Genomic DNA, 14,770 nt, shown 5'->3' on the forward strand with positions numbered 1-14,770 from the left:
TTTTGTTTTTATAGGTTAATTAATCTTTTAGAACTTGATACCTAAACCCACTTGAAACACCTGGTTTTTAAATTCCGGGTTTTGGCTGGTTCCGTTTTCATTGTTTTTCTGAAAATCGAGGGCATAGCGGCCGTTAATGCCAACTTGGTTGTTAATGTCGTAACGGAAACCGATTACACCACCTACCAGGCTCTTTTTAAAACGGTCTGAATTGTCTTCGATGATCTTTTGCTCTACCGTACCAAAACCGTTTTCGAACTTGTTATTGGTAGATAAGAGGAAAGATACCTGCGGACCAACCACTAGATTGAGCTTGTCGGCCAAGGTAATGCTGGCCAAAATAGGAAGTTCAATAAAATGGGTGCGTTGGGTAAATTCGCCAAAAGTAGAGGTTTGTTTATAACCCTTGGTCGAATAAAGCAGCTCGGGTGTAAAAGCCAAATTTTGCAACAATTTAATGTCTAGGGTTACACCGGCATGATAGCCTACAATGTAACTGGTTTTAAAATCGTTGTTTCCATCGTCTTTAATGATGTTTGAGATATTCACCCCCGCTTTGGCGCCAAGTCTGATGGCCTTATCGGTCGATTGAGCGTTGGCAACTCCTGTTATGAACAGTGCAATTGCAAGTACAGCTAACTTTTTCATAGTCTTATTCATTTTATTTGTGGATGGCATATTGGAATAAATGTGCCAAAGCCGAGATTTGAAATGTTAAATAAGGGCCAAGGATGGATGCAGGCCAGCCAAAAGCCCATTATTGAGTGTTTAAACAACTATTTGGAGTGCTTTGGCGAAGCCACGATGAGGCGCTAAAGTGTATCAAATTTAATACAATTGGCCCGGCAAGGCTCCAAGTTGGGCTAATTTTTTGGTTGGGCTCGATTAAATTCAGCATCTTTAATGCGCAAATTATTCACGATAAGGAAAAAGCAGCATACACAAATGAAAAAATCTCTTTTATATACCCTTGGCCTTGTGGCAAGCTTGGGCACCCTAAGCACACAGGCGCAACAAACACAGCCATCTTACCTCGAACTGTTGAAACAGCAGCCTAAATGGGTCGATTCGGTATTCAACAGAATGAGCAAAAAGCAAAAAATTGCCCAGTTGTTTTTTGTACGTGCGCATACCAACAGGGGACAAGCCTTCGAAGATTCGGTAGGCAAGGTCATTAAAAGAGAAAAAATCGGGGGCTTGGTGTTTTTTCAAGGCGGACCCGGTCGGCAAGCCATATTGACCAACAAATACCAAAAGCTGGCCAAAGTGCCTTTGCTTATTGCTTCTGACGGCGAATGGGGCTTGGGCATGCGTTTAGACAGCACCATTTCTTATCCTTACCAAATGGCTTTGGGTGCTGTTCAGAACAAAGAACTGATCTATAAAATGGGTTTAGAGGTGGCCAAAGACTACAAGCGCGTGGGCATGCACATGAACTTGGCTCCCGATGTGGATGTAAACAACAATGCCAAAAATCCGGTAATCAACTACCGTTCGTTTGGCGAGAACAAATATAACGTGGCCGAAAAAGGTGCAGCCTACATGAAAGGCATGCAAGACGGCGGTTTGATGGTCAGCCTGAAACACTTTCCGGGCCATGGCGACACCGATGTAGATTCGCACTACGATTTGCCACAGCTCAATTTTACCAAGGAGCGTTTAGATAGTTTGGAGATTTATCCTTTTAGAGAACTGATCAAGCAAGGTGCTGCGGGCGTAATGATTGCGCACATGAACATTCCGGCGCTCGATGCTACGCCAAATATGCCTTCAACCTTGTCTAAGCCCATCGTAACTGGCGTTTTGAAAGAACAGTTGGGCTTTAAGGGCATCGTTATTTCCGATGCCATGGAAATGAAAGGCGTGGTCAAATATTACAAGGATAGCGAAGCCGATGTGATGGGAATTATTGCCGGCAACGACATTTTGGAACTGACAGAAGATACCAAGAGAGCCGTAAAGAAAATCCGCCAGGCCATTAAAGACCAACGCTTAACCATGGATCGGATTGAGGAAAGCGTAAAGAAAATTTTGGTGGCCAAGTACTGGGCAGGCCTCAATGTTAAAAAACATATTAACGAAGATAATGTAGTGGCCGAAGTAAACAGGCCTGAAAGCATGGCTTTGTTGCAACAATTGGCCGATGCCAGCATGACCCTGCTTAAGGGGCGCGATGCGGTACAGCAACTAACGCCTGATAAACGCACCGTAATTTTGAACGTAGGTACGCCTGATGCAACGGTTTTTCAGCAAGAACTGGTGTCTACGTATAAAAATTCCGTGGTTTATAACCTCGACAAAAATGCAAATGCCAATGCCATTGCCAAGGTTTTGGCCGAAATCAAGCCAGAAGACCAGGTCATTATCGGTATCATCGATAGCCGTTTGCGTCCAAGCAACAACCTGCCTTTAAGTGCCGATCTGAAAATGTTCTTGGCCGACATGGCTAAAAAAGATGCCGTGTTTGCGTTTTTCGCCAACCCTTATAATTTGGCTGGCCTTCCAGGATTGGAAAATGCAAAATCCCTACTGGTAGCCTATCAGAAAGAAGATTATATGCAAAAAGCGGCAGCCTCGGTACTAAAGAAACAATTGGTGCCAACCGGTAAGTTGCCGGTTTCGGTAAATGCCTTCTTCAAATATGGAGATGGGTTATAGCCTGTTTTTTTGCCAGATTTTGAGTTAAAATCCCTATAAAGATGAAAAAGCCGAAGCTCGTTGCTTTATTTTTAGTTGCCTTCTCCTTTGATTTAAAAGCACAACAAGCATTCGAGCCGGCTAAACTGGTTAATGTTTTTTTAGGCTCTTCGGGCGATCATGGGCAAATGAGCCCGGCAGCATTTTAACCATTGAGGCATTGAGAATATTAAGGTAAATAGCTAAGGTTTTCTAAGGCGCCTTAGGTGTTGGATAAATGATTATGTCCTACGCGTTCAGTCAAACAGTTTTTTGACCATTTAAGGAATTTAAGGCAAATATAAGTTTTGAATCAGGTTTAGCCATAAGACATTGGGGTGGATAGCTGAGGTTTTCTAAGACGTCTTAGGTGTTGAATGAATGATTATGCCCTATGCGGTCAGCCAAACAGTTTTTTAACCATTGAGGCATTAAGGATATTTAGTGAATAGCTAAGGTTCTCTGAGGTGTCTTAGGCGGTAAAAAGAAATAGGTATAAAAAAATCCCGAGCCTATTTAAAGACCCAGGATTTCCAATTATAAATTCAGTACTAGTATTTGTTGTTTTCAGGTTTTAAAGCCGCTACGTTCCAGTTTTTCAAAAACTCCATGATTTTCTTTACGCTGTGTCCGTTTCCTTCTTCCAAATAAGCCGAGTTTTGGGTGTGGATCAGTTTGCCGTTTCCATCTAATACCAAAAATACCGGAAAGCCGAAACGGCCAGGGTATTGCAGTTTTTTAAATACAGCTTCGTTTTTGTTTTCTGGGCTCCAGTTCAATAATACGGTTACATAGTTTTTATCTAGGTAATCCTTCAGCTCCGGCGTTGCATTTACCAAATCGTGAAAACGGATGCACCAAATGCACCAGTTGCCACCAGCTTGTATAAAAACGTGTTTGCCCTCTTTTTTGGCCTTGGCCACAGCGGCATCAATATCGGCTTGGGCATTGGCCTTGGGGTCGTAAATATGAACGGCTTCTTTTTTGGCTGGCGCTTGTGCCGGAGCCTGGGCAAAACTGGCTGTCGCGATAAACACCGAAGCCACTAGAATGATGATTTTCTTCATGATTTTGAAATATTTGAGCAAAAATAAAAAAGACTACTAAAATTATAGATTATTCACTATTTCTTTACAGAACGAGTACATTTACCTATTCTTTATTTTCTAAAGTTAAGTGGTTTGATGCAATTATTAGATATCCATACCCATAAAGTAACAACAAATTTAGAGGCTATTAGCATCCAGAGCTTCTCGCTTACAGAACCATTGCCCCAAATATCAATTAATAAGCCCATTTCTGTAGGCTTGCACCCTTGGTACGTCACGTTATCAAATTTAGAAGGACAACTGGCTGTATTAACGCAAATAGCACAGCAGCCCCAAGTAAAAATGATAGGCGAGTGCGGCCTCGACCGACTAAAAGGCGAACCTTTGGCCAATCAACTCGTGATTTTGGAAAAACAAATTGCCTTGGCCGAACAACTGAACAAACCACTTATTTTACATTGTGTACGCTGTTTTGATGAACTCATGGCCATGAAGAAAAGGCTAAACGTACAAGTGCCGATGGTGATTCATGGCTTTAACAAAAATGCCGAATTGGGCCAGCAGTTGTTGGATAAAGGATTTTGGCTTTCTTTTGGTGAGGCTACCCTCAAACAAGAGGCTAACGCAACCAAGCTACTGATCGCTACCGACCGTTTCTTTCTCGAAACCGACGAAGGGGAGGCAGGCATCGCAAGTATTTATGAGGCCGCTTCTAATTTAAAAAAATCTTCGCTCGATGAGCTCAAAGCACTTATTTTTGCCAACTGGAAAAAAATAGGTTTAATATAGAGCTGTCATCTATTGATGCACAGTGTTTTAATGCAGGAAATTTATGTCAGATGTGAGTTGGTTGTCGCGCTCTGCCCTGTTGGTAGGCAACGAAGGAATTGAAAAATTACAAGGCAAGCACGTTTTGGTTGTAGGTCTTGGAGGCGTGGGCTCTTTTGCAGCCGAGTTTATTTGCAGGTCGGGCGTAGGCGAAATGACCGTTGTAGATGGCGATGTGGTAGATCCGAGCAATCGTAACCGACAATTGCCTGCACTGGCCACTAATCATGGCGTTAGCAAAGCTGATATCATGCAGGAACGTTTGTTGGCCATTAATCCGGAGCTGAAACTGCACGTGGTTAAGGAGTTTTTAACGCCACAAAAGTGTCGCGAGCTGATGGAAGGCAAATTCGACTACGTAATGGACTGTATTGATAGCATTACGCCAAAGGTTACCCTCCTCTCTAAAGCCCTCGAAAAAGACATGCCTATTGTGAGTTCGATGGGTGCGGGTGGCAAGCTCGATCCTACCAAGTTGCGCGTAACCTTGCTGCCAGACACCTACCAGTGCGTATTTGCCCAATATGTGCGTAAGCGCCTGAAAAAACTGACCAATTACGAAAAAGTGAAGGCCGTTTTTTCTACCGAAGAGGTGATGAAAGAATCGTTGATCATGACCGATGGAAGCAACTTTAAACGCTCGGCCTATGGTACCATTTCCTATCTTCCGGCAGCTTTTGGCGGGGTGTGCGCCTCGGTGGTTATCCGCGATTTGTTGGGTTATCCGATAGAAATGGCCAAGCGTCCGGAACGCATCAACCTCAAGGCAATCGCCAAGAAAAAGAAACAGCAATAGTACTGTAGCATTCATATTATCGCATTTGTTGGTGTTCTTCACCAACAAATTTTTCATAAGGTATTTAAACGAAGTTGTTGGTGAAGAACACCACCAACAACAACAGCTAAGCTGATGAAGTTTTCAAGATGGCATGCGTATAAATTCAAAATTGCGTAAGTTTAACCCTATGCCTAAACCCCTAAAAATACTTCAAGCTTTGGAGGGTCAAAATTCCCCTCCACTGGAGGGGTGCCCAAAGGGCGGGGTGGTTGAAAAGCCAATCATGATTAACGGAATAATCATTAACCAAGCTCCAAGTTTAGAGTTGCCCTATAATCCAAAACTGAAAGAAAGGGCCAAGGAGTTGCGTTATGCCAGGAACCTGCCCGAAGTATTATTCTGGCAACAGGTCCACAAAAGGAAATTTTATAAGATGGATTTCGACAGGCAGCGCGTTGTTGGAAACTATATTGTGGATTTTTATTGTAAACAGTTAGGTTTGGTCGTAGAAATTGATGGCGCAAGTCATCATTTTGATGGGGATTACGATGAACAAAGAGAAAAGTATTTGGTCGCGCAAGGATTAAAAATCTATCGTATTTCTGTTCATGATATCCTTAGAAAAATGGAATTTGTATTGATGGGATTGGAAAATTTTATTGTAGAAAACTATAGCTAAATAAGAAACACCCCGTCCGCTGTGCGTCCACCCCTCTGGGAGAGGGGAATGAAAATACAAGAAATTAGCCCTTTGGAGATTTAAAATTTCCCTCCAATGGAGAGAGTAAAGAAAACTATGCCTAAACCTCTAAAAATACTTCAAGCAGCAGCCGGTTCGGGCAAAACATTCAGCCTCACGGCGCATTACCTTACCTTGCTTTTTAGTGGCGACAACAAATACCGCGAAATCCTGGCCGTAACCTTTACCAACAAGGCTACCGAAGAAATGAAAACGCGGATTTTGGAGGTGTTGCACGGCTTTGCAATAGGTAGTGCCGATGTAGAAGGCTATCGGCAGCTGATTTTAAAGGCGCACCCGAGCCTCAATGCCGAAGCCTTGAAGCAAAAGGCAGATCAGGTGTACCGCAAAATCCTGCACGATTACAGCCGCTTTTCGGTAAGTACCATCGATGGTTTTGTGCAGAAGGTAATCCGTGGCTTTGCCTTCGAGCTGGGCCTCAATGCCGATTACAACCTGGAAATGAACTACGACAAGGTGAAAGACGATTTGGTAGCCAAACTGGATGAAGCCTTAGACCACAACAAGCAACTGCTGCAATGGATCATCGACCTGGCCATTGAGCGCATCAACGACAACAAAAGCTGGAATTACAAGGCGGAGCTTTACAACCTGATTGGCGAAATTTTTAAAGAAAGCTTCCAGGTGTTTGAACAAGCTGTAGAAACCCTCGGCCTCGAAAATATCGACGAACTTTTTAAACAGTACATCCAGGTTACCCGTGCCGAAATCAAGAACTTTGAGGAACAGCTCATGGCTGTGGCCACTCAAATTTATCAGGTATTTGAACAACACAATGTAAGCAACGAGCAGCTGAAAGGCAAATCGAGAAACGGTTTGGCCAAAGCCATTTTGGTAGCTGGGGGAGATTTTTCTAAAATCGATGCCTTGTTCAAATATATCGACAACCCCGACGAGTGGTTCCAGAAAAATGCCGAAATGCCCGAGGTATATGCCTTGGTAAATCCGCTTTTGCAACAACTGCAAACACAATATTCAACCCACCTGCCCAACTATAGCCTGGCCATTGCCTTTAACAAAAACCTTTATTACCTGAGGCTGATGCAGGAAATAGCCGGGCTTTTAAAGACCTATCGCAATGAAAACGATAACCTGCTGATTAGCGACGCACAAAAACTGATCAGTGGCATTACCGACGATGCAGGCGACAACCCTTCGTTTATTTGGGAAAAAGTAGGTACACGCTACCGCAATTTCCTGTTCGACGAGTTTCAGGATACTTCAACCAGCCAATGGAACAGCTTTAAATCGCTCCTCACCAATGCCATGGCCACACCAAGCCAAGAGCTGATAGACCATTTGATCGTGGGCGATACCAAACAGTCTATTTACCGCTGGCGCAATGGCGACTGGAACATTCTGCACAAGCAGGCCAAAATAGATGTAGGCGCAGCTAATGTACTGGAAGAAAGTTTGGAGGAAAACTACCGAAGCGCGGTCAATATCATCACGTTTAACAACTTTCTGTACAAATCCATCCCGATTACGTTACAAAACCTGCTTAACGAAAATGTAGGTGCCAAGCCCGAACTGCTTAACCAGTGGTGGCAGGCAAACCAGTACCACGAAATCATAACAGGCATTTATGCTGGTGCGACCCAAAACTTTGCTTCAAAAACTCTGGCTGGCGGAACCATTAAAATCCGCAAATTTGGAAAAGACGACTTTTCGCCAGAGCAGCGTTTTTCTGAAACCGTATTCAGGGATGTAGCTTTAGACGACGTGATTGAGGAAATCCTGATTCTCAAAAACGAGAAACATTACCCCTCAAAAGACATCGCCATTTTGGTGCGCTCTAACAGCGAAGCCCTCTTGGTGGTGCGTAAATTAATGGCTAGGCAGCTGGCGGTAATTTCGGGCGATGCCTTGTTGATTTCGAACAACTCCTGCGTGCAGCTCATCGTCAATACCCTAAAAGTGCTGACCGGTATCGATGCCCAAACCGCTTTGTACAAAGCCAATTGTATAGCCCTGTACCATAGCCTGCATCAAAAGCCGGTTGATGCCAATGCCTACCTCAACCTTACCGGTACTTCGTTGAGTGCCTTGGGGCATATTTTGCCGGCATCGCTTTGTGAAAACTGGTCAAATTGGCTACAATTGCCTTTGGCAGAGCTGATCGAAAACCTGATCGATTGCTACGAACTCAAAAACCTGCCGGACCATATCCCGTACCTGTTGGCTTTTAGAGATTTGGCGAGTAACGCCACAAAGCTTGGCGAAAAGGGAGCTGTGGCTTTTCTTGTCTGGTGGGATGAGGAAGGCATAGCCAAATCATTGCCGTCGCCAGAGGGGGTAGATGCCATTCAGGTCATTACCATCCACAAATCGAAGGGTTTGGCATTTAGAGCCGTCTTTATTCCTTTTTGCAACTGGGATATCAAGGCACAGGCCAATTCCATTTTTTGGGTTTCGGCCGAAGAAACCTTATACAAGGAACTGAAAGGAATCCCGCTTAAATTTAACGATGCCCTGGCCGATTCGGCCATTGCCAAAGCCTATTACGAAGAGCTGCTGTTTAGTCAGATGGATGCGCTCAATATGCTTTACGTAGCCACAACCCGTACCAAAGACTATCTCTATATCGCCACGATGGCCAAAAAAGACAGTTCAAAAATATCGACCATGGGCGATGTGCTGAATTACACTTTTGAGCAGGAATTTGACGAAAACAACCGCTACGAAATTATAGAGGATGTAGCCGTTAAAGATGCTGCCGAGAAAACGGATTTCGTTAGCCTAAGCACTTATCCTACCACCAACCGATTGTCTGAATTGTATGTGTTGCCACAAGAAAAGCACCTCAAGCACTTGCTCAATATCCACGAATCGGGAAAAAGGGGCTCTTTGATGCACGATGTGTTGGCCAATGCCGGAACCACTGCTGCCGTAGAACGCTATTTGAGCAAACTGTTGCTGGAGGGCGAAATACAGGAAAGCGAATTGCCCGGATTGCAGGCCGAGGTTATGGAAGTGCTCAACCACCCAGAACTGCAACAGATTTTGAGTACAGCCACCGAAAGCATTACCGAGCAGAATATTATCGATGCGAATGGCAAAATGCACCGGCCCGACCGGATTTTGTTCAGGCCAAACGAGGTCATCATCCTCGATTATAAATTTACCCTCGAAGAAAGCGACAGGCATATAGAGCAAGTAACAAATTATAAAAACCTGCTGATGGCAATGGGTTACGAACAAGTTAAAACCTATTTGTTTTATGCCGTAAGCAAAAAATTGAAATTAGTTTAAGAGCGTGCAGCAGCAGTCGGGTTAAGCCAGGTCTGGCGCGAGGCTGTTAATGTCGCATAGCTCAATAAGCATATCTAATATCTAATAAAGAATGAAGCCATTTTTGCAGGAAGTTGCCGAAGACATCGTAGAAAAATTTGGTGCGCAGTTGCAGCACTGTGCCATTGTTTTCAACAACAAAAGGCCAGCCGCCTATTTGCAGAAATATTTGGCCGATATTATCAAAAGGCCTTTTTTTAGTCCCGCAATCTTCACCATTCAGGAGTTTTTCTCGGAGGCGGTACAGGAAAAAACAGCCGATTTTTACCTGCAGTTCTACACCTTGTTGCAAGTTTACAATCAGTTGCTGCGCGAAGAAGGCCTGGAACCCCTAAGCAGCCACAGGTTTTTCCCCTTGGCCAAGATCATCCTGAGCGACTTTAGCCAAATAGACAATGATTTGGTTGAGGCAGACAAGCTTTACCGCGATTTGGAAGATATCGCAGTCATTAATCAGGAATTCGATTACCTCAGTCCCGAACAGCATGAGTTTTTGTCGCAGTTTTGGACGTCCTATTCGGAAGGCAAACACAAAAAACAGCAAGAACTCTTTATTCAGATGTGGCGACGCATGCCCAAGTTGTACCACCAATTTCATGCCCGCTTAAAGGCGCAAAACTTCATCACCAATGGCTATGCCTACCGGACCTTGGCCAATAGCGATATTGCGGCGGTGCCTTTCTTACAAAATTTTGATCAGGGCAAGCTTATTTTTGTGGGCTTTAATGCACTAACCAGCGCCGAAGCCAAGTTGTTTGCCAAACTTCAAGAAGCCGGCAAGGCGCTTTTTTATTTCGATATCGACAGCTACTATTTCGATGATCCTTTGCAAGAGGCGGGTTTGTTTCTGCGCAAAAACATCAGCCAGTTGCAACTCAAAAATGTTTTTGATGACAGGCCGAGTTTAATGCAAAGCACGCCCCATCATGTAGATTCCTATCAGATACAAGGCAAAACGGCTCAAGCCAAGTTGCTGAACCATATTTTGGCAGATGATTATGTGCAAACCGAATCCATAGGAACAACGGCAGTCATTTTGGCCGATGAAAGCCTGTTGATCCCTGCCCTGCAAACCATCCCTCAACAGGTTGGGGAGCATGCCGTGAGCCTCAACGTAACCATGGGTTTTCCGTTGGGTACTTCGAGTGTGTATGGCCTGGCCGATTTATGGCTCAGCTCGCAACTGGAAATCCAGCAGGAACAGCAAATCAGTTATCAGCAGTTGGCGGCCTTTTTAACCCATCCTTTAACCGGCCTTAGTCAAAAGATGAAAGACAAGGTGCAAACCACGTTGCTGGATGAGAAAATGGCACATATCGATTATGAAAGGTTGTTGAAGCAAAAAGGGCTTTTCGAAATCTTCTACCAAAAAGTAAAAGGCCCAGAACAGGTGATTAGCCAGCTGTTAACGGTTATGGATTTTCTGCTCAATAGGCTTTCTACCCAAAAATTGCTCAAAAAAATAGATGCCGAACTGTTCATCAAAACCATTCAGGAACTCAATCGCCTGCACGATACCATTGGCAAGCACATTGGCCAGGAAGAAATTGCCTTTGTTTGCACGTTGGTACAAAAAGCCTTGCAGGGCATTGCAGTGCCCTTGTCGGGCGACCCGCTAAGTGGAATCCAGTTGATGGGTTTACTCGAAACCCGTAACCTGAATTTCGATAAAATTGTTTTCTTGGGCTTTAACGAAGGAATTATTCCCAAATCAACCATCGGAAACAGCTTTATTCCCGATAGCATTCGCCGTGTTTATGGCTTGCCGGTACTCGAAAATCAGGATGCCATTTCATCGTATATGGTGTATCGTCTATTACAAAGGGCTAAACATATCAGTTTTGTCTATAACAGCCTCACCGACGAATCGAATTCTGGCGAGGTAAGCCGGATCCTGAAGCAGTTGGAGTATGAAAGCAATTTTACCTTCAGCCATTATGCCCTAAGTTTGAATGTAAAAACAGAACTCGCCAAAGAAATACAGATTGATAAAAGCCATCCGGCCATTCAGGCGATGCTTCAAAAATACCTCAACAAAGAGCGCATCCTTTCGCCTTCGGCATTAACCCAATACATTTCCAATCCGATAGACTTTTTCTTCAACTACATTGCCGGCATCAAAGAGCCCAAAGAGGTAAGCGCCGTAGTAGAAGCCAACGAAATTGGCTCTATTTTGCACAAAGTGATGGAATATTTCTATCAAGAGCTCAAAAAGGAAATCATCACCAAGGAGCTGATCCAGGTTAAGCGCAAAAAGGTACCTGCATTGGTACAGCAGGCTTTCGCGGCGGTCATGTTCGATAATCCCCATAAGGTTTTCGAATACTCGGGCATGCAAAAAGTAATTTTGGCCATCGTTGAGGCCTACGTTGAGATTATTTTAAATCAGGATGAGAGCCAGGCGCCTTTTCGAATACTTACCTTAGAGCAAAAGGTAGAAGCTACAGTTTCCTTTCCACTGAACGGCCAAGAAGCCAGCGTCAAAATATTTGGCTATATAGACCGCGTCGACGAGAAAGACGGTGTAGTTAAAATTATCGACTATAAAACCGGAAGCGACAAGCTCACATTCAAAGATATTCCCGAGCTGTTCAATTCCGATGGCAAATACATCAACAAGGCGCTGGTACAAACGCTGCTCTATACCTATGTGTACGAGCAATATGCGGACAAAACTGCCGTAGAACCCAACCTGTATGTGGTTAAAACCATGAGTCAGGATGGCACCTGGTTTAAGTCGGGCCGACAGAGCCTGGCCGGCGATTACCTGGAAGAACTCAAGCCCCAGTTTTTGGAGGAGTTGCGCAAAAAGCTGACAGAACTTTTCGAAGCGCCATATTTTAGGGCCAGCGCGGTTGAAGACAACTATAAATACTCGATCTACAAAACCTTGTTCGGAAAATAGCCAAAGTCTCGGTTTGGGAGGATTGTTTTTTATGGGTTTAAACGCCTATATTTAGGCTACCTATATCCAACTGCTTATGAAAAAAACTTTTCTCCTCGTAGCCTTTAGCTTGCTATGGGCCAATGTCTTGCTCGCCCAAAGCTCAAATGCGCTAAAATTATGGTATACCAAGCCTGCCGGTCAGTTTGAAGAAGCCCTGCCTTTGGGCAACGGCCGTTTGGGGGCCATGGACTATGGCGGGGTTAACAGTACGCGATTTTCGCTCAATGAAGCCACGTTGTGGGCCGGAGGTCCGGTAAACCCCGACATGAATCCCAACGCCAAAAATTACCTGCAGCCGGTAAGAGATGCCCTGTTTAGCGAAAATTATAAAAAAGCCGATTCTCTAGTACGCTTTATGCAAGGTAGCTTTTCCGAATCTTATGCGCCTTTGGGCAATCTGTATATTGATTTTGGCCATCAAGGCGAACCTGTCGACTATAAGCGGGAGCTGGATATCCAAAATGCCGTTTCCAAAGTAAGCTATATCCTTAATGGCACCACTTACACCCGCGAAACCTTTATTTCGCATCCCGATCAGGTGATGGTCATCAGGCTAACGGCAAAGGGTAACGACAAGCTGAACTTTACCTGTCGTTTCAATAGCTTGTTGCAAGCCAAAGTAGCTGTTGAGGCAGGCAACCTGCATTTTAAAGGCCATGCGCCTTTCCATGCCGAACCCAATTACCGGAGTCATGTGCCGAGCACCATCATCAACGACCCGGTCAATGCCATGCGTTTTTCGGCGATGCTCAGGGTGCTGAAAACCGATGGACAACAAAGCCTGAAAGACAGTACGTTAAAAGTTGCGAATGCTACCGAAGCTGTGCTCTTGGTGTCGATGGCAACCAGCTTTAACGGAGCCAACAAAAATCCGGGTACGCAAGGCAAAGACGAAGTGGCATCGGCCGCCGCTTATTTGCAGAGAGCGACAGGAAAGACCTATGCCGAGTTGCTCAAAAGCCATACAGCCGATTTCAGGAAATATTTTGATCGCGTACAGTTGGATTTGGGCGACAGAGAAGCAGAGAACTTAACGACAATCGACCGCTTAAACCGCTTTGCGTCGGGCAAAACCGATAACAGTCTGGTAGCTTTGTATTACCAGTATGGCCGTTACTTGCTGATCAGCTCGTCGAGGGTAGGTGGTATTCCGCCAAACCTGCAGGGCTTATGGAACGAATTGGTTCGTCCGCCTTGGAGCAGCAACTATACCACCAACATCAACGCCGAAATGAATTATTGGGGCGTAGAAACGGGTAACCTTTCAGAACTGCACCAGCCTTTGCTCGATTTTATTGGCCAGCTGGCCAAAACGGGAGCGGTAACGGCTAAAAATTATTACAATGCAGGTGGCTGGGTTTGCCATCACAATACCGATTTGTGGGCCATGACCAATCCGGTTGGCGCTTTTGGCGAGGGTAGTCCGCAATGGGCAAACTGGCCCATGGGAGGCGTATGGTTGCCTACGCATTTATGGGAGCATTATGCCTTTACCAAAGACGACACCTATTTGGCCAAACAAGCCTACCCTTTGATGAAGGGAGCGGTACAGTTTTGCCTCGATTTTTTAACACCTGATCCGAAGGGAAATCTGGTTACGGCACCATCCACTTCGCCAGAAAACGTCTACATTACCTCAACAGGTTATCAAGGAAGTACTTTGTATGGCAGCACCGCAGATTTGGCCATGATCAGGGAATTGTTTGCCGATTACCTCAAGGCTACTGAAATATTGGGTGTTGATGCCGATATGCAGCAGGCCGTAAAAACGGCTTTGGCCAAATTGTACCCTTATCAAATTGGCAAAAAAGGCAATTTGCAGGAGTGGTACCACGATTGGGAAGACCAAGATCCGCGCCACAGACATCTTTCGCATTTGTTTGCGGCCTATCCGGGTTACAGCATTACCAGTTCGCAAACGCCAGAACTGGCCCAAGCAGTAAAGAAATCGCTGGAAATTAGAACCAACGAAGGCACAGGCTGGGCCATAACCTGGCGCATTAACCTTTGGGCCAGGTTGCAGAATGGCGAAAGAGCTTATGATGCCGTTAAAAAAATGCTACGCTACGTGGGCAAAGATGCCCAGATTAAAATGGGTGGAGGCGGTGTTTACAGCAACCTTTTTGGTGCGCATCCGCCGTTTCAGATCGACGGTAATTTTGGTGGCAGCGCAGGCATTGCAGAAATGTTGTTGCAGAGCCACCAAGGCTACGTAGAGCTTTTGCCGGCCTTGCCAGCCGAGTGGACTGAGGGCGAGGTAAAGGGCTTGGTGGCCCGTGGTGGGTTTGTAGTCGACATGAAATGGAAAAACGGTAAGCTCATCAGCAGCAAAATTACTTCGCGCACAGGAGGAGTTTGCAAAGTGAAGTATGGCAATAAGCTCAAAGAGCTGCAAACCGTGGCCGGAAAAAGTTATGCTATAGAAATTTGATGGATTTTGC

At 45.0% G+C, this 14,770-nt stretch carries 10 protein-coding genes; 8 read left to right on the top strand and 2 right to left on the bottom strand.

Annotation, left to right across the window (positions count from 1 at the left end; genetic code table 11):
• Positions 1–27: 27 nt before the first annotated feature.
• Positions 28–648 (bottom strand): porin family protein, encoded by a 621-nt coding sequence (locus VRU48_RS16085; RefSeq protein ID WP_330108946.1) that lies wholly within the window; start codon positions 646–648, stop codon positions 28–30.
• 297 nt (positions 649–945) lie between these two features.
• Between VRU48_RS16085 and VRU48_RS16090 the strand changes: the two genes are divergently transcribed.
• Together VRU48_RS16090 and VRU48_RS16095 are read left to right on the top strand one after the other, a co-directional pair.
• Positions 946–2,658, top strand: a complete 1,713-nt coding sequence (locus VRU48_RS16090; RefSeq protein ID WP_330108947.1) for a glycoside hydrolase family 3 protein — start codon at positions 946–948, stop codon at positions 2,656–2,658.
• A gap of 41 nt (positions 2,659–2,699) precedes the next feature.
• Positions 2,700–2,846, top strand: a complete 147-nt coding sequence (locus VRU48_RS16095) for a hypothetical protein (protein ID WP_330108948.1) — start codon at positions 2,700–2,702, stop codon at positions 2,844–2,846.
• Positions 2,847–3,227: 381 nt separating this feature from the next.
• Here VRU48_RS16095 and VRU48_RS16100 read toward each other — a convergent pair whose 3' ends face one another.
• Positions 3,228–3,743 carry a thioredoxin family protein gene (locus VRU48_RS16100; protein WP_330108949.1) on the bottom strand — a complete coding sequence of 172 codons (516 nt, stop codon included), beginning with the start codon at positions 3,741–3,743 and terminating at the stop codon, positions 3,228–3,230.
• Between the two features lie 117 nt (positions 3,744–3,860).
• Here VRU48_RS16100 and VRU48_RS16105 point away from each other — a divergent pair, with 117 nt between their 5' ends.
• From VRU48_RS16105 to VRU48_RS16130, 6 genes are all read left to right on the top strand, one after another.
• Positions 3,861–4,514, top strand: a complete 654-nt coding sequence (locus VRU48_RS16105) for a TatD family hydrolase (RefSeq protein WP_330109520.1) — start codon at positions 3,861–3,863, stop codon at positions 4,512–4,514.
• A gap of 43 nt (positions 4,515–4,557) precedes the next feature.
• Positions 4,558–5,349 carry a tRNA threonylcarbamoyladenosine dehydratase gene (locus tag VRU48_RS16110; protein WP_330108950.1) on the top strand — a complete coding sequence of 264 codons (792 nt, stop codon included), beginning with the start codon at positions 4,558–4,560 and terminating at the stop codon, positions 5,347–5,349.
• A gap of 169 nt (positions 5,350–5,518) precedes the next feature.
• Positions 5,519–6,010, top strand: a complete 492-nt coding sequence (locus VRU48_RS16115; RefSeq protein WP_330108951.1) for an endonuclease domain-containing protein — start codon at positions 5,519–5,521, stop codon at positions 6,008–6,010.
• A gap of 96 nt (positions 6,011–6,106) precedes the next feature.
• Complete coding sequence (locus VRU48_RS16120; protein WP_330108952.1) at positions 6,107–9,343, top strand: UvrD-helicase domain-containing protein; 3,237 nt, start codon at positions 6,107–6,109, stop codon at positions 9,341–9,343.
• 91 nt (positions 9,344–9,434) lie between these two features.
• A complete protein-coding gene (locus VRU48_RS16125; RefSeq protein ID WP_330108953.1) occupies positions 9,435–12,287 on the top strand; it encodes a PD-(D/E)XK nuclease family protein in 2,853 nt (950 codons plus the stop codon).
• A 76-nt stretch (positions 12,288–12,363) separates the two neighbouring features.
• On the top strand, positions 12,364–14,760 hold the full coding sequence (locus tag VRU48_RS16130; RefSeq protein ID WP_330108954.1) for a glycoside hydrolase family 95 protein: 2,397 nt from the start codon (positions 12,364–12,366) through the stop codon (positions 14,758–14,760).
• The last annotated feature ends 10 nt before the right edge of the window (positions 14,761–14,770 follow it).

Source organism: Pedobacter albus, from assembly GCF_036324255.1.
GTDB lineage: Bacteria > Bacteroidota > Bacteroidia > Sphingobacteriales > Sphingobacteriaceae > Pedobacter > Pedobacter albus.